This window comes from Micromonospora sp. CA-248260, assembly GCF_050942205.1.
Lineage (GTDB): Bacteria > Actinomycetota > Actinomycetes > Mycobacteriales > Micromonosporaceae > Micromonospora > Micromonospora antibiotica.
This window is the reverse complement of the sequence record NZ_CP192021.1, coordinates 7,139,151-7,154,119: the sequence shown is the minus strand read 5'-3', so window position 1 is coordinate 7,154,119 and position 14,969 is coordinate 7,139,151. Positions and strand designations below refer to the sequence as shown.

Below are 14,969 nucleotides of genomic sequence, written 5' to 3'. Positions count from 1 at the left end.
GCCGAGCCGGTCGGGCGGCGACGGGCCTCACCGGTCGGGCGGCGACGGGCCTCACCGGCCGAGCCGGGCCAGGGTGTGGGCGGGCCGGTCGGTGATCACGCCGTCCACCCCCGCGTCGAGGACCAGGTCCAGGTCGGCCGGTTCGTTGACCGTCCAGACGTACACCGGGTGGCCGGCGGCCCGCAGCGCGGGCACCAGCGTCGGGCGGGCCCGGACCAGGCCGATGCCCGGCCCGGCGATCCGGGCCCCGAACGGTAGCCGGCCGAGCGGCAGCCAGCGGGGCAGCACCTCCAGCAGCAGCACCGTCGGCAGCGCCGGGGCCAGCTCACGGACCCGGCGGACGGCCAGGGGGGAGAACGACATCACGGTGACCTGGACCGGGTCGTCGGGGCCCGGTTCGGCCAGCCCGTGTCGCCGCAGCATGGTCACCAACCGGCGCTCGACGTCCCCCCGGTAGCGGGACGGGTGTTTGGTCTCCACCAGCAGCCGGACCGGGCGGCCCGCGTCCCGTACGGCGGTCAGCAGCCGGTCCAGGGTGAGCAGCCGGGTGTGCGCGTCGTCCAGCGCCTCGTCGCCGTCGGCCGGTGTGCACCCGGGATGCCAGGAGCCGAAGTCCAACGTCTCCAGCTCGGCCAGGGTGCGGGCGCTGACCAGGCCGTGACCGTTGCTGGTCCGGTTCAACCGCCTGTCGTGTACGCAGACCAGGTGCCCGTCGCGGGTCAGTCGGACGTCGCACTCCAACCCGTCGGCACCCTCGTCGAGGGCCCGTAGGTAGGCCGCCAGGGTGTGTTCGGGGAGGTCGGCCGACGCGCCACGGTGCGCGAAGACCAGTGGATCACCCATGCTCGGTCGCTCAGATGACCTGGCCGGGTTGCCCGTCCCCGGTGACCACCGGTTTGCCGACGGCCACCCACTGCCGCATCCCGCCGTCGGCGTTGCGCACCTGCTCCCACCCGTTGCCGAGCAGGTAGCCGACCACCTGTGCGGAGCGCCCGCCGGAGCGGCAGATCACCGCCACCTCGCGGTCGGTGGGCACCTCGGCGAGCCGGGCCGGCAGCTCCATCATCGGCACATGGTGGGCGCCGGGCGCGTGGCCCGCCGCCCACTCGTCGTCCTCCCGGACGTCGAGCAGGTAGGTGTCGTCGTCGATCGCGGTCACGGGGACGCTGGGAACCTGGGATCCGAACACGGTCACCAAGCCTAGATCCTCGGTGCCGCCGACGGCACGTCGGCAGCCGGCGTGGCGGCTCCCGGCACCTCGGTGGCTTCCGGGACCCCGGTGGCGCGGGATCCGGTGGTCGGGGTGGTGGTCACAGCCGGTTGACCCAGCGCGGGTTGGCCCGCGACCAGTCGGGCAGCCGGTCGGTGCGGACGGCGTCGAAGAGCCCGCCGCCGCCCTGGTCCAGCACCACGTAGGAGATGCCGTCGATGGTCTGCGGGTAGGACGGCAACTGCACCCCGTGCAGCGCGTCGGCGGGCAGGGAACGCAGCGCGAACACCAGGTCGTCCAGGGGCACCCCGTTGGTGTCGACGGTGAGCGAGCTGCCGACCGCCCGCAGCACCCGGTCCAGTTGCACGGGGTCGCTGCGCAGGTGGGACTGGGCGGCCCGGTCCAGCATCGCCCGCAGCATCTGCTGCTGGTGTCGTTGCCGGTCGTAGTCGCCGTTCGGGAGGTCGTAGCGTTGCCGGGCGTAGTCCAGCGCCCTGGCGCCGTCCATCTGCTGGCAGCCGACCGGGAAGTTCGTCCCGGTGTGGATCGACCGGACCTCGGTGTCGACGCACATCCGGATGCCCCCGAGCAGGTCGATGACCTGGCGGAAGCCGGCGAAGTCGACGAGCGCCGCGCCGTCGAAGCGGATGCCGGTGAGTCGGGTCAGGGTGGCCGAGAGCAGTCGGGTGCCGCCCTCGCCGCCACCGCCGTGCTCGTACGCCGCGTTGATCTTGTCCTGGCCCCCGCCGTAGCCGGCGGCGTCGGGTGGGATCGCGACCAGCAGGTCGCGGGGGACGGAAATCAGGTACGCCTGCCGTAGGCCGGGCGGAACGTGCACGATCAGGATGGTGTCCGACCGCTGGTCCGCCCCGGCTGCGCCGGGGCGTCGGTCGGAGCCGACGATCAGGTAGTTCAGCCCGGTGTCCAGCTCGGTGCGGGCCTGCCGGGCGTCGGGGGAGAGTAGTTGTTCCCGGCTGACCGTCCGGTCGTAGCGGTGGGCGAGCAGCCGTACCCCGACGACGGCGAGCCCGGCGAGCAGCACCAGGGTCAGGCCGACGCCGAGCAGGATCCGCGACCAGCGTGTCCCGCGCCGGGCGGGAGGCGGTGTGCCCCGCCCCCGAACGGATCGCGCTGACCTGGCCGTGACGCCCTCCCGTGGCCGAAACGTGAGTGCTTCTCACGTCAGGCTACGGTGGGACCACGGGTCCCCGGGGCGGTTCGCCGGGACTACCGGCGGGTCACTTCCGGGTGGACAGCACGCTCGGGTTGGCGTAGACGAACTCGGCCAGCTTGTCTTCCTTGATCGCCTGGAACATGTCCAGCGTCTGCTGGCTGAGCGCCTCACGGTTGTTGGCGTTGCCGTTGAACGTGCCACCGTTGGTGCGCAGCATGGTCAACTCGTTGGCGGTGACCCCGCGCATGGTGAAGACCAGGTCGGCGACCGGCACCCCGCCGGTGTCCAGGATGAAGGCCTTGCCGGCCGCCTTGATCAGCTGGTTGACCTTGACCGGGTTGGTCATCATGCCCTTGTCGGTGGCCTTGCGGGCCATCGCCTTGATCAGCTGCTGCTGGTTCTGCTGGCGGTCGTAGTCGCTGTTGGGCAGGCCGTAACGCTGCCGCGAGTAGTCGAGCGCCTGGAGGCCGTTCATCTCCCGGCAGCCCTTCTTGTAGACCACCGGGGTCATCGGCCGGCCGGTCTTCTTGGCGTCGGCGTTCCACATCTGCTTGCCGTCGACCATCATCATGTGGTGCGACTTCACCTCGTGGCTGACGCAGATGCGCACCGTGCCGAGGGTGTCGATGACGTTCTTGAAGCCACCGAAGTTGATGATCGCGGCACCGTCGAAGCTGACTCCGGTCATGTTCTTGATGGTCTGGGCCATCAGCTGCGCGCCGCCCTCCCAGCCGCCGCCGTTGCGCGCGCCGGCCTGGAACGCCGCGTTGATCTTGTCGGTGCCGCCCTTGAACCCGCTCTTCTTGAACGCGGGGATCTGTGCCTCGGTGTCGCGGGGGATCGAGATCAGGTACGCCTGGTCGTGGCTGGCCGGGATGTGCAGCACGATGATGCTGTCCGACCGGACGTCGTCGGCGGCCCAGCGCTCCCGGGCGTCCACGCCGAGCAGCAGCATGTCGATCGGGCCGTCCAGGTTGGCGCCGCCCTCCGCCTCGGTCTTCCCCGCCCCGCCGAGCAGGTTGCGCTGGGCGATGTTGCCGGTGGCCTGGCTGATCAGCGCCTTGCTGCCGACGATCGCGATGCCGCTGGTCACCATCAGCACCGCGCCGAAGATGACGGTCAGCCGCGCCCAGAGCGGGTCCTTGCGCCGGGTGCGCTTGCGGGCCGTGCCGGAGGGCCGACCGCCGCGACCGCCCGGTGACGGGACGGCGGCCGACGCCCGGTAGGGGTCGGCGTTCAGCGACGAAGGGCGGGGGCTGGTCTGAACCGGCATGCATGCTCCAGCTCGCGTGATCGGGGGGCGGGACCACTTTACGTACCGCTTCCCGTCAAGGCGAGGTCGTCACACGCACAAATCCCAGACAACCCGACCTTTTCCTCCGCGATTTGTCCGAACGGATGAATCGATGAGACCGGACGGCTGTTGGCTTTTGATGATCAAGCCTTCGGTAAAGACCTCTGATGACGCTCGTCGAAATCTGCCCGACATCCGGGGTCGGGCCGACCCCGGATGCCGGGCCGGCTCAGTTCCCGTTGCCCGGCGTGTCCGCCTTCTTGTCGGCGGCCACCCAGTCCGCCATCGTGTCGGCGGACATCGCCTTGTACATCGCCAGCGCCTTCTCCCGGTCCGACACCACCACCGACTCGCCGTTGATGGTGTCGCTGCCGGTGTTCGGGCTGGTGAGGAAGGTCAGGTTCTCCCCGCGCAGGTTGCGGAACTGGATCGCCATGTCGCCGAGGGAGAAGTCGTTGTCGACGGTCACCGCGGCGGTCACCGACTGGAGGAACGCGTTCAGCTTCTTGGGGTTGGTCAGCGTGCCCGTGCTCGCCGCCTTGTCCATCAGCGCCCGCAGGAACTCCTGCTGGTGGCGCATCCGGGCGAAGTCGCCCTGGGGGAACTGCTTGCGCTGGCGGATCCAGTCCAGGGCCGTCGCGCCGTCCATGTGCATGGTGCCCTTGGTGAACTTCCGGTACGGCTTGTGGATCGAGGTGATGCTCCGCTCCACCTTCAGGTCGACCCCGCCGAGCGCGTCGGTGACCTCCTTGAAGCCGCCGAAGTCGATCGCCATCACGTTGTCGATCCGGACGTCGGTGAAGCACTCCACGGTGCGTACCGCCAGCGGCAGGCCACCGAAGGCGAAGGCAGCGTTGATCTTGGCACGCCGACCGGAGTCGCAGGCCGCGCCCGCGCTCTCGGGGATCGGCACGTACAGGTCACGCGGGACGGAGACCAGGTAGGCCGACTTGTGGTCGGCCGGGATGTGCATGACGATCAGCGTGTCCGCCCGCCACTCGCCCGGCTTGTCGACCGCCGCGTCCGGGTCCCGCGAGTCGGTGCCGACCAGCAGGATGTTGAGCGCCCCGTCGACCGCCTTCGCCGGCCGCCCACCGGTGATCTCCGAGAACGGGTCGGTGCGGGCCAGGTCCTCGTTGAGGTTACGGGTGTAGAACCAGGCCCCGATCCCGCCGAGCAGCGCCACCACCAGCACCGTCACGCCGGCCACCAGGGCCATCCGCCCCCAGCGCGGGCGCGGCCCACGCCGGCCGTAGTTCCCCGGCCCGCCCGGCCCCGAGGGTGTGCCGGGGCCACCCGGCCCGCCCGACCGGGGCTGACTCTCCTGGTGCGAGGGGTACCACTGCGCGTCGGACTGGCGGGTGCGCCCGGTGGCGCCCCGGTCGGAGCCGGGCACCGAGGCACGGCCCGCGCTGCGGTGCAGGTACGGGAGCGAGGCGCCGGCTGACGAGGTCGCTGACATGCGTTTCAGCGTACGTAGGCGGGTCGAGCGTTCGCTGAATGTGAAGCCTCCCGAGCGCCCCGCGTGGCGTGGGAGAGCTACCCTAGCCGGCTGCGGAAATGGTCGATGGTGCGTCGCAGGCCCTCGTCGGGCGACACCTGCGGCTGGTATCCCAGCAGGTCCCGGGCGAGGGTCAGGTCGGGGCGGCGCATCTCCGGATCGTCCGAGCTGCGAGTGACGTAGGTCACCTGTGACGTACTGCCGGAGAGTGACGCGATCGTCTCGGCGAGTTGCCGCATGGTCAGCTCGTGTTCGGTGCCGCAGTTGATCGGGCCGGTCTGCGTCGAGTCGAGCAGCAGCAGGATGCCGCGCACCAGATCGTCGACGTAACAGATCGACCGGGTCTGCTCACCCGTGCCGTGCACGGTGATCGGCTCGCCACGCAACGCCTGGGAGATGAACGTCGGGATGGCCCGGCCGTCGTCCGGCCGCATCCGGGGGCCGTACGTGTTGAAGATCCGGACGATCGCCGCGTCCAGCCCCCGACTGCGGTGGTACGCCATCGTGGCCGCCTCGGAGAACCGCTTCGCCTCGTCGTAGACGCTGCGCACCCCGATCGGGTTGACGTTGCCCCAGTAGGTCTCCCGCTGCGGGTGCTCCTTCGGGTCCCCGTACGCCTCGGAGGTGGAGGCCATCAGGAACCGGGCGTCGTCGGTGACCGCGCGGTCGAGCAGGTGCAGGGTGCCCACCGAGCCGACCCGGAGGATCTCCACCGGCAGCTTCGCGAAGTCCGTCGGGCTGGCCGGGGAGGCCATGTGCAGGATCGCGTCGAACCGCTGGGCCAGGGCCGGGTGGTGGCTGGGCAGACCCTCGGAGATGTCCGCCTCGACCAGGGTGAACCGTGGGTGCTCCGCCAGGTGCGCGACGTTGTCCTTGGAGCCGGTGACGAAGTTGTCCAGCGCGACGACCGTGCACCCGCGCTCGATCAGGGCGTCCACCAGGTGCGACGGGACGAACCCGGCACCGCCGGTGACGAGGACGCGGTGACCGCTACCGAACCGCTGGGCAACCTTCATGGCGGTCAGCCTACTCAGCGCGACCGCCGCAGGTCATTTCGACCTGGGTGACGCCCGTGCCCCGTACCCTGCCCGTCTCTGCCTCGGGGCCTGCCACGACGCGGCCGTCGGGGTCGGCGGGCCCCGGGCGACGGCGGAGGCCCCCGCCGCGATCGCTCGCGGCGGGGGCCTCGTGGTGCCGGTTGCTCAGTGCGCACCCGCGCCGGTGAGGGCACGCACCTCCAACTCGGCGTACTTGTCCTCGTCGTGCTCCTTGGAGATGACCGTGCCGATCCAGCCGCAGAGGAACCCGAACGGGATGGACAGCAGCCCCGGGTTCGACAGCGGGAACCACTGCCAGTCGTGCTCCGGGAACATCGAGGTCGGTGCGCCGGAGACGACCGGCGAGAAGAACACCAGGAACACGGCCGAGATCAGGCCGCCGTAGATCGCCCAGACCGCGCCCGAGGTGTTGAACCGCTTCCAGAACAGGCTGTAGAGGATCGCCGGCAGGTTGCCCGAGGCGGCCACCGCGAACGCCAACGCCACCAGGAAGGCCACGTTGAGGCTCTGCGCGAAGATCGACAGGGCGATCGAGACCGCGCCGATGACCAGGGCCGAGATCCGGGCCACCCGGACCTCCTGGCGTTCGGAGGTCTGCCCCTTCTTGATCACGTTGGCGTAGAAGTCGTGCGCCAGGCTGGACGACGAGGCCAGGGTCAGGCCGGCGACCACCGCCAGGATGGTGGCGAACGCGACCGCCGCGATGATCGCCAACAGGGTCGCCCCGCCCAGGTTGCCGCCGAGGAAGGTCTTGCCCAACTCCTCGGCGAGCTGCGGCGCGGCCGTGTTGCCGGCCTTGTCCTGCGCGACGATCGCCTTGCCGCCGACCAGCGCCGCCGCGCCGAAGCCCAGCGCCAGCGTCAACAGATAGAAGGTGCCGATGATGCCGATCGCCCAGAGCACGCTCTTGCGGGCCGCCTTGGCGGTCGGCACGGTGTAGAAGCGGATCAGGATGTGCGGCAGGCCGGCGGTGCCGAGCACCAGGGCGATGCCCAGCGACAGCAGATCCATCTTGTTATAGAAGGTCTGCGTCGAGTTGCCGGCCACCTCGACGCCGTAGCGGAGCCCGGGTTCGAGGAACGCGCTGCCCTTGCCCGACGTGGCGGCGGCGTCACCGAGCAGCGCCGACAGGTTGAAGTTGTACTTGGCCAGCACCAGCACGGTCATCACCAGCGCGCCGGTCATCAGCAGGAACGCCTTGACGATCTGGACGTAGGTGGTGCCCTTCATGCCACCCACGGTCACATAGATGATCATCAGGGCGCCGACCATGATGATGGTGGCGATCTTGGCGGTGTCGGCGTCCATGCCGAGGAACGTGGTGCCCGGCTTGATCCCCAGCAGCAGCGCGACCAGGGCGCCCGCCCCGACCATCTGGGCCAGCAGATAGAAGATCGACACCGTGATGGTGGAGACCGCCGCCGCCGTACGCACCGGGCGCTGCCGCATCCGGAACGCCAGCACGTCGGCCATCGTGTAGCGGCCCGAGTTGCGCAGCAGCTCCGCCACCAGCAGCAACGCCACCAGCCAGGCGACCAGGAAGCCGATCGAGTAGAGGAAGCCGTCGTAGCCGTACAGCGCGATGATGCCGGCGATGCCGAGGAACGACGCGGCCGACATGTAGTCGCCGCCGATCGCCATGCCGTTCTGGAAACCGGAGAACGACCGGCCGCCGGCATAGAAGTCGGTGGCCGTCTTGGTCTGCCGACTGGCCCAGATCGTGATCGCCAGGGTCACCGCCACGAAGACCAGGAACAGCGTGATGGTCAGGTTGCGGGCGGTGCCGCCACCCGCCTCAACCGCGAGGACCGTGTTCATGGGTCACCTCCCCGATCTCGGCGCGGATGCGGTCGGCGGTCGGGTCGAGCTTGCGGTCGGCGTACCGCGAGTAGAGCCAGGCGATGAGGAACGTCGAGACGAACTGGAGCAGCCCGAAGATCAGCGCCACGTTGATGTTGCTGCCGAAGAGCTTCGTGCCCATGAAGTCCCGCGCGTAGGCGGAGAGGATCACGTAGAGCGCGTACCACAGGAAGAACGCGACGGTCATCGGGAAGACGAAGCTGCGCAGCGCGCGGCGCAACCCGACGAACTCGTCCGACCGTTGTACGGCCAGATAACGCTCCGCCGCCGACTCGGCCGGGGCGGGCGTGGGTGTGTCCGTGGACATCTGTGGATCACCACCTTCACAGGCATCGGGAGTTTCGCGCACCGTAGAGAGCGGCCTGCCTGCGAGAAAAGGTGCAGATCGATCCCGGCAGTCCCCTGCGCCGAACGGTCCCCCACCTGCGCCCAGTGACCCACGTCACCCCGCTCACCGGCCCCTGCCGCCCGCTTCCCGCCGCCCGCCCCGACCCGCCCCGCGCCCGGGACCATGACCCCGCCCCGCCGGCCGCCCTGGCCCCGCCCGGCCGGCCATGATCCACTCTCTTGGGTCGATATAGCAGTATCCGCCGGCCAGGAAGCCGCTATATCGGTGACATTGCGACGCCACCCCGCCCGGTCAGGGGAGTTGGTGGTAGCGGCCCCGGTGGTGCAGGAGGGGCGGGGTGTCGGTCAGGATCTCGACCGTTTCGACGGTGGCCTCGACGAGCAGCGCCCAGCCGTACTCCCGGGCGGTGTCCAGGCGGCAGCCGGCCCAGCTCCCGGCGTCGGCGGGCACCGGCCCGTAGGGCGTGTCGGTCCACGTGTCGGTGGCGAACAGGCCGCCCGGCGAGGGGAAGAGCCCGGCGAACCGGTCGGCGAGCTGCCGGTGGGACGGCCCGAGTGGGGCCACCGCGAACCGGCCGGCCTCCTCGATCGCCGCCCAGAGGTCGGCCTCGGGGTCGATCAGGCCGAGCAGCCGGTCCGGCTCCCCCTCGGCGACCAGGGTGGACGACACGGTCAGCCCGGCCGGGCCGGGTGCGGTCCAGAGCGTCACCGGTGCGGCGAGCCGTCCCCGCAGCCGACGGGCCGGCGAGCGTTGCCCGGTCGGCACCGCGAACGGGTCGGTGTGGTGGATCTCGGCACCCGGTTCTGGATTCACGTGAAACATTGTGGCCCCCGCCCAGTCCCGCGTTGCCAGGTCGGGGCGAGAGACGGCCTCGCTTTCATGATCGTCCACGGGTAAACGACTACGACACGCCGGTTCGGTGCCGCTCACGCGTAGACGATCGTCGGACCTTCCCGCCGACCGGGCGCGCGCCCAGAGACCAGGAGGGGGAGCGGGCACCGTCATGGTTCCTGCCCTGGCAGAGCTACGAGGCTCAGGCAACCCGGCTGCGCAACTTCGAGCCGTGTCTGGTGCCCGGGCTGCTCCAGACGGAGGACTACGCGCGGGCCGTCTTCTCGGCCGGCGGGCTCCAGCGCGACGAGCGGGTGGAGGAACTCCTCGCGCTCCGGATGAGCCGACAGGCGGTACTGGGGCGGGACGACCCACCCGAGTGTGTCTTCGTCATCGACGAGAGCGCACTGCGGCGGTCGATCGGTGGGCCGGCGGTGATGGACCGGCAGCTCGGACGGCTACTGGAGGCTGCTGAGCTGCCTCATGTGCGGCTCCATGTGCTGCCGCTCGATGCCGGTGCGCACGTCTCGCTGGGCGGTGGGTTCGTGCTGGCGGAACTGCCCGGGAGCGAGCAGGTCCTGTGTCTGGACAACACCGCCCGAGGGCAGATCGCGGACCATCCGGAATGGATTCGACTGATGCTGCGCAAGTGGGAGAGTCTGTTGGGTGAGGCGTTGGCCGAGCGCGCCTCGCTCGATCTGGTCAACAAGCTGAAGGTGACGCCATGACCCCTGACGAGCCACGCTGGCGGACCTCGTCGCGTTCCGACGACTCCGGCAACTGTGTCGAGGTGGCGGACAATCTGCCCGGGGTGGTGCTGGTCCGGGACAGCAAGGACCGCTGTGGCCCGACGCTCCACTTCACCCCCGACACCTGGCGTTCCTTCGTCGGCACCGTCAGGGTCGGCCGTACCCGCCGCCCGTGACGGCGGTGCGGCGCTAGGGCGTACCCGTGCCGGTGGGTGGAGGGTCGACGGACAGGGTGGCACGGGCGGCGGCCAGCACCTGCGGGTCGGCGCAACCGGCCGCGTAACCGGCGATCCGGCGGCGGATGTCCCGGGTGAGCAGCCAGACGCCGACCCGGTCGGCGACCGGGCGCAGGAACGCCGGCCGGCAACGGAAGCTGTACCGCCAGGTGGCGACCGTGTGGCCCGGCTCGGGTGCCGGTGCGAACCGCCAGCCACCGGCGAACATCTCGAAGAACCACGGGCCGCGCACCATCTTCATCCCCACGTTCGTCGGCGGGGCGAAGGAGACGTACTCGCTGATCATCACGAGGCCGTGCCGGGACCGGGTGAAGGTGCGCACGCCTTTGCCGGGGCGGGTGGCACCGTCGACGAAGTGCTGTTCGCGGACGAACGGGTCCCACCGGTAGCGCACCGGCGCGACGGTCTGCGACACCGCGAACGCCACCTCCGGCGGGACCGCGACGGTGGTGACCGCCTCGACGACCGGCATCAGCGGCGGGGGGTGACGGTCGACAGCAACTCCGGCATCCGGCGGTCCAGCACGTCCCCGGCCAGGTACGCCCCGAGCAGCGCCGCCCCCACCCCGTACGCCGCGCCGACCGGCAGGGCCAGCCAGAGCCAGACGTCGCCGAGCAGCCCGGCGGCCACCACCATCGGTACGGCGGCAACGGCCGAGCCGACCATGGACAGCAGGGTGAGCATGCTCTTGGCGACCCCGGAACCGCCGTTCATCGCGAACGGGTTGCTCGTCTCCGGCAGCGAGTACGCCCCGAGCACCGAGATGAACCCGTTGATCGCCAATCCCACCCCGTACGAGGCGAGCAGTGCGCCCGCCGCCACCCCGAACCATTCCGGCCGGCCGAGCACCCCGCTGATGATCAGGGAGACGAGACCGAGCATCGGCAGCACGTACACGGAGAAGGCGGTCATCCGGGCGCGCAGCTCCAGCCGACCCGGGACCCCGGCCACGACGTTCGCCGCGTAGGCGCTGCCGTCGAAGCCGAACTGGTTGGCCAGGGTCACCGAGGCGAGCACGCCGACGAAGATCATCGAGATGCTGAGCAGTACCGGCGACGGGTCCCCGGTGGATTCGAAGCCCTCCTGGCCGACGGCGAAGCCCGCGCCACCGAGGTTGACCATCACCGGGACGAAGATCCCGACCACGGCGATGGTGATCAGGTTGGCCCGTCGTCGGGCGTCGCGCCACCAGTAGCGGCACTCGCGGGCCACCAGCGCGCCGAACCGGTCCCGGCGGGCCCAGCCGACCGCGCGGGGGAAGAGTTGGGCGATCGCGCCGCCGGTCGGTGCCTGGCGGGTCTTGGTCGGGGCGGCGCTCGCCGCGCCGACCATCGCCGACTCCAGCGACCGGGACCACCAGAGCAGCAGCGCCCCGATGGTGACCGCGGTGATCAGCAGCTTGACGGGCACCGCCCAGGCCCGGCCCTCGGCCACGTCCAGGCCGATCGTCCAGGGTGCGCCGAACGGGGTCCAGCCGACGATCCGGGCCACCCCGACGAGCCGGTCCCAGTCGGCGGTGCGTACGGCGGCCAGCACCACGAGCTGCAACGGGCCGAGCAGCGCGGCGACCACGGCGAGCAGCACGGCGGCCAGGTCACGGACCCGGCGGGACCGCAGCATGGTGGCGAACGCACTGGTCACCGCGCGGCTGGCGGCGACGCAGAGCAGCACCCCGGCGACCACGCCGACGGCGGCGACGACGCCGGCCGCCGCGCCGCCGAGCAGCGCGGCGCTGACCACCAGCCCGGCGACCGCGACCAGCACCGCGAACACCGGCACGCTGATCAGCGCCGCCGCGAACAGGCCGGTGACCAGGGTGCGGCGGGACAGCGGCAGCAGGGCGAACCGGGCCGGGTCGAGGGTCTCGTCGACACCGAAGAAGACCAGTGGCAGCAGCAGCCAGCCGAGGACGAGCACCCCGCCACCGAACGCCGCCGCCATCACCGCGTAGCGGGGTTCGTCGGCGAAGCCGGGGGCGGCGAACATCAGGAAACCGCCGGCCGCGAACCAGAGCCCGACCACCACCCCGACCACGAAGAGCGCGATCCGCCAGCCCTGGCCCCGGAAGTTGTTGCCCATCACCCGCAGCTTGAGCCGGACGAAGTGGCGCGGGGAGACCGGGCGGACCCGCTCGGCGGGTGTGCTCACCGGGACAGCCACGCCAGCTCCTCACCGGTAGCGGTCCGGCCGCCGACGACCTCGACGAAGACGTCCTCCAGGGAACGCTCGCCACGCACCTCGGCGAGGGTGCCGACCCGCTTGATGGTGCCGTCGGCGAGGATCGCCACGTGCGAGCAGAGCCGCTCGACGACCTCCATGACGTGGCTGGAGAAGACGACGGTCCCGCCGCCGACCACGTACCGGTGCAGGATGTCGCGGATCAGCGCCGCCGACACCGGGTCGACCGCCTCGAACGGCTCGTCGAGCACCAGCAGCCGGGGGCCGTGCAGCAGCGCGCAGGCCAGGCCGATCTTCTTCTTCATGCCGGCGGAGTAGTCGACGACCAGGGTCCGGCCGGCGTCGGTGAGGGCCAGCACGTCGAGCAGCTCCGCCGCCCGCTGGTCGACCACCGCCGGGTCCATCCCGCGCAGCAGCCCGTGGTACGCCAGCAGCTCCGCGCCGGTGAGCCGGTCGAACAGCCGGACGCCGTCGGGCATGACGCCGAGCAGCCGTTTCGCCTCGACCGGGTCACCCCAGACGTCGTGCCCGAGCACCCACGCGTTGCCGTGGTCGGGTCGGAGCAGTCCGACGGCCATCGACAGGGTGGTGGTCTTGCCGGCGCCGTTGGGGCCGAGGAGTCCGTAGAACGAGCCGGCGGGGACGGCCAGGTCCACCCCGGCGACCGCCACCTTGCCGTCGAACTGCTTGGCCAGGCCGCGGAGTGCCAGCGCAGGGTGTTCACCAGTCATGTGTCGACCGTATCCGGGCCGGGCGAGTGGCTGCTCCCGCCGGGGGACGATCCGGGCTCATCCCCGAGACGGACGGTCGCGCACGGTGAAGGATCCGAGACGTGACGTGACCGCCCCGTCGATCCTGGCATGGCCCCGGACGACCGGGACGAAACGGTCAGGAGCGCAGTGACTCGGGCGTGTGCAGGCGGAGCATGGTGGCCCCGACGTCGACGGGGGTGCGACGGCGGGTCGCCATCGACACGGCGATCATCACGGTGAAGGCGAGCGGCACCGTCCAGGCGGCCGGTTGGGTGGTGAGGGTGGCCGGCCAGCCGGACAACGGGGGGCCGAGCACGGTGACCAGCACCGCGCCGATCGCCGCCCCGCCGCCGACCAGCACCCCGGCCGCCGCACCGAGGTCGGTCAGGCCGCGCCACCAGATGCCGAGCACCAGCAGCGGGCAGAAGCTGGACGCGGCGACGGCGAAGGCCAGCCCGACCACCTGGGAGACGTCCAGCCCGGAGACGTTCAGCGCGAGCACCGCCGGCACCCCGCCGGCGATCACCGTGGCCAGCCGGAAGCCGCGTACCGAGCCGCGTCCCAGCACGTCGGTGGAGATCACCCCGGCGACGCTGGTGAGCAGCCCGGACGAGGTGGACAGGAAGGCGGCGAACGCCCCGGCGGCGACCAGGGCGGCAAGCAGCCGCCCGGTGACGCCGCTGCCGAGCGCCGCCTCGGGAAGCAGCACCACCACCGCGTCGGTCTGCCCGCTGACCAGCAGTTGCGGGGTGTAGATCCGGCCGAGCACGCCGTAGAGGGTGGGTAGCAGATAGAAGACGCCGACCAGCGCCAGCACCACCAGGGTGGTCCGCCGGGCCGACGCGCCGTCGGGGTTGGTGTAGAAGCGCACCAGCACGTGGGGCAGTCCCATGGTGCCGAGGAAGGTCGCCAGGATCAGCGAGTAGGTGGCGAACAGCCCCCGGTCGTCGTCCCCGGCGGCGCTGGGCAGCAGCCAGTCGGCCGCCCCGGTGGCGGCCCCGGACACCTCGGGCACCGGGTCACCGGCGGCGAAGCTCAGCTCGTCGCCGGGGCGTACCTCCCGGATGGTGCCGTCGGGGAAGGTGAGGGCCGCGCGGTGCTCGACCACGACGGTGGTCGCGGTGCGGAACGCCGGCCCGTCGGGCGGGGTCACCGCCGGGCGGGCGTCGGCCTGCCACTGGAGGGCCAGGAAGATCGCGGGTACGGCGAGCGCGGTCAGCTTCAGCCAGTACTGGAAGGCCTGGACGAAGGTGATCGCGCGCATTCCGCCGAACGCCACGTTGGTGGTGACCACCGCCGCGACCAGCAGCGCCCCCACCGGGTAGGGCGAGCCGGCCACCGTGGCCAGGGTCAGCCCGGCGCCCTGCAACTGCGGCACCAGATAGAGCCAGCCGATGAAGATGACGAACACGGTGGCCAGCGTGCGCAGCCGGCGGGAGCCGAGCCGCAGCTCGCAGAAGTCCGGCAGGGTGAACGCCCCGGAGCGGCGCAGCGGCGCGGCGACGAAGAGCAGCAGCGCCAGGTAGCCGGCGGCGAAGCCGACCGGATACCAGAGCACGTCGACGCCGTACTTGAGGATCAGGCCGGCGATGCCGAGGAAGCTCGCCGCCGACAGGTACTCCCCGCCGATCGCGGCGGCGTTCCAGGTCGGACTGACCGTCCGCGACGCCACCAGGAAGTCGGAGGTGGTCCGGGCCAGGCGCAGACCGTAGAAGCCGATACCGACGGTGACCAGGGTGACCGCGACGATCGCCGGGACGACGTACCCGTTGCCCAT

Annotated in this window: 14 protein-coding genes and 1 pseudogene; 2 read left to right on the top strand and 13 right to left on the bottom strand. The window is 71.2% G+C overall.

The genetic code is table 11. From position 1 onward, the window contains the following. Positions 1–51 precede the first annotated feature (51 nt). The 9 genes and pseudogenes from ACQP2H_RS31175 to ACQP2H_RS31135 all read right to left on the bottom strand — a co-directional run. Positions 52–843, bottom strand: coding sequence for a glycerophosphodiester phosphodiesterase (locus ACQP2H_RS31175; RefSeq protein ID WP_357538155.1), 792 nt, complete (start codon positions 841–843; stop codon positions 52–54). A gap of 10 nt (positions 844–853) precedes the next feature. Continuing rightward, a complete protein-coding gene (locus ACQP2H_RS31170) occupies positions 854–1,189 on the bottom strand; it encodes a rhodanese-like domain-containing protein (protein WP_208565789.1) in 336 nt (111 codons plus the stop codon). Between the two features lie 121 nt (positions 1,190–1,310). Continuing rightward, positions 1,311–2,252, bottom strand: a complete 942-nt coding sequence (locus ACQP2H_RS31165) for an LCP family protein (RefSeq protein WP_357538157.1) — start codon at positions 2,250–2,252, stop codon at positions 1,311–1,313. Between the two features lie 196 nt (positions 2,253–2,448). Next, entirely contained in the window at positions 2,449–3,657 is a 1,209-nt protein-coding gene (locus tag ACQP2H_RS31160) for an LCP family protein (RefSeq protein WP_208565095.1), read from the bottom strand. A 250-nt stretch (positions 3,658–3,907) separates the two neighbouring features. Then, the gene (locus ACQP2H_RS31155; protein ID WP_219465310.1) at positions 3,908–5,140 is read right to left on the bottom strand and encodes an LCP family protein; all 1,233 of its coding nucleotides are present in this window, start codon (positions 5,138–5,140) and stop codon (positions 3,908–3,910) included. 77 nt (positions 5,141–5,217) lie between these two features. Then, on the bottom strand, positions 5,218–6,195 hold the full coding sequence (locus tag ACQP2H_RS31150; protein WP_219465308.1) for an NAD-dependent epimerase/dehydratase family protein: 978 nt from the start codon (positions 6,193–6,195) through the stop codon (positions 5,218–5,220). A 186-nt stretch (positions 6,196–6,381) separates the two neighbouring features. Continuing rightward, positions 6,382–8,055, bottom strand: coding sequence for a solute symporter family protein (locus ACQP2H_RS31145; RefSeq protein ID WP_219465307.1), 1,674 nt, complete (start codon positions 8,053–8,055; stop codon positions 6,382–6,384). Beyond that, positions 8,033–8,404, bottom strand: coding sequence for a DUF485 domain-containing protein (locus ACQP2H_RS31140; RefSeq protein WP_208565091.1), 372 nt, complete (start codon positions 8,402–8,404; stop codon positions 8,033–8,035). Before ACQP2H_RS31140 ends, ACQP2H_RS31145 begins: the two co-directional genes overlap by 23 nt. A gap of 333 nt (positions 8,405–8,737) precedes the next feature. Continuing rightward, positions 8,738–9,271 (bottom strand): annotated as a pseudogene (locus ACQP2H_RS31135) (flavin reductase family protein); the annotation flags it as partial. A gap of 245 nt (positions 9,272–9,516) precedes the next feature. On the opposite strand from ACQP2H_RS31135, the gene ACQP2H_RS31130 reads away from it, so the two are divergent. After that, entirely contained in the window at positions 9,517–10,005 is a 489-nt protein-coding gene (locus ACQP2H_RS31130) for a DUF5753 domain-containing protein (RefSeq protein WP_433230168.1), read from the top strand. Beyond that, positions 10,002–10,202 (top strand): DUF397 domain-containing protein, encoded by a 201-nt coding sequence (locus ACQP2H_RS31125; protein WP_433230166.1) that lies wholly within the window; start codon positions 10,002–10,004, stop codon positions 10,200–10,202. Before ACQP2H_RS31130 ends, ACQP2H_RS31125 begins: the two co-directional genes overlap by 4 nt. Before the next feature lie 13 nt (positions 10,203–10,215). Here the strand turns inward: ACQP2H_RS31125 and ACQP2H_RS31120 are convergent, their stop codons facing one another. From ACQP2H_RS31120 to ACQP2H_RS31105, 4 genes are all read right to left on the bottom strand, one after another. Beyond that, positions 10,216–10,734 carry an SRPBCC family protein gene (locus tag ACQP2H_RS31120; RefSeq protein WP_219465301.1) on the bottom strand — a complete coding sequence of 173 codons (519 nt, stop codon included), beginning with the start codon at positions 10,732–10,734 and terminating at the stop codon, positions 10,216–10,218. Continuing rightward, entirely contained in the window at positions 10,734–12,422 is a 1,689-nt protein-coding gene (locus tag ACQP2H_RS31115) for an ABC transporter permease (RefSeq protein ID WP_433230163.1), read from the bottom strand. Before ACQP2H_RS31115 ends, ACQP2H_RS31120 begins: the two co-directional genes overlap by 1 nt. After that, positions 12,407–13,171, bottom strand: coding sequence for an ABC transporter ATP-binding protein (locus ACQP2H_RS31110; protein WP_208565085.1), 765 nt, complete (start codon positions 13,169–13,171; stop codon positions 12,407–12,409). Before ACQP2H_RS31110 ends, ACQP2H_RS31115 begins: the two co-directional genes overlap by 16 nt. A 157-nt stretch (positions 13,172–13,328) precedes the next feature. Next, positions 13,329–14,969 carry a cation acetate symporter gene (locus tag ACQP2H_RS31105; RefSeq protein ID WP_363817701.1) on the bottom strand — a complete coding sequence of 547 codons (1,641 nt, stop codon included), beginning with the start codon at positions 14,967–14,969 and terminating at the stop codon, positions 13,329–13,331.

What these genes read in the sequence shown, in the direction of transcription:
- ACQP2H_RS31175 (WP_357538155.1), bottom strand. Translation starts at nt 843, where the DNA reads ATGGGTGATCCACTGGTCTTCGCGCACCGTGGCGCGTCGGCCGACCTC.
- ACQP2H_RS31160 (WP_208565095.1), bottom strand. Translation starts at nt 3,657, where the DNA reads ATGCCGGTTCAGACCAGCCCCCGCCCTTCGTCGCTGAACGCCGACCCC.
- ACQP2H_RS31155 (WP_219465310.1), bottom strand. Translation starts at nt 5,140, where the DNA reads ATGTCAGCGACCTCGTCAGCCGGCGCCTCGCTCCCGTACCTGCACCGC.
- ACQP2H_RS31150 (WP_219465308.1), bottom strand. Translation starts at nt 6,195, where the DNA reads ATGAAGGTTGCCCAGCGGTTCGGTAGCGGTCACCGCGTCCTCGTCACC.
- ACQP2H_RS31145 (WP_219465307.1), bottom strand. Translation starts at nt 8,055, where the DNA reads ATGAACACGGTCCTCGCGGTTGAGGCGGGTGGCGGCACCGCCCGCAAC.
- ACQP2H_RS31140 (WP_208565091.1), bottom strand. Translation starts at nt 8,404, where the DNA reads ATGTCCACGGACACACCCACGCCCGCCCCGGCCGAGTCGGCGGCGGAG.
- ACQP2H_RS31125 (WP_433230166.1), top strand. Translation starts at nt 10,002, where the DNA reads ATGACCCCTGACGAGCCACGCTGGCGGACCTCGTCGCGTTCCGACGAC.
- ACQP2H_RS31120 (WP_219465301.1), bottom strand. Translation starts at nt 10,734, where the DNA reads ATGCCGGTCGTCGAGGCGGTCACCACCGTCGCGGTCCCGCCGGAGGTG.
- ACQP2H_RS31110 (WP_208565085.1), bottom strand. Translation starts at nt 13,171, where the DNA reads ATGACTGGTGAACACCCTGCGCTGGCACTCCGCGGCCTGGCCAAGCAG.
- ACQP2H_RS31105 (WP_363817701.1), bottom strand. Translation starts at nt 14,969, where the DNA reads ATGGGCAACGGGTACGTCGTCCCGGCGATCGTCGCGGTCACCCTGGTC.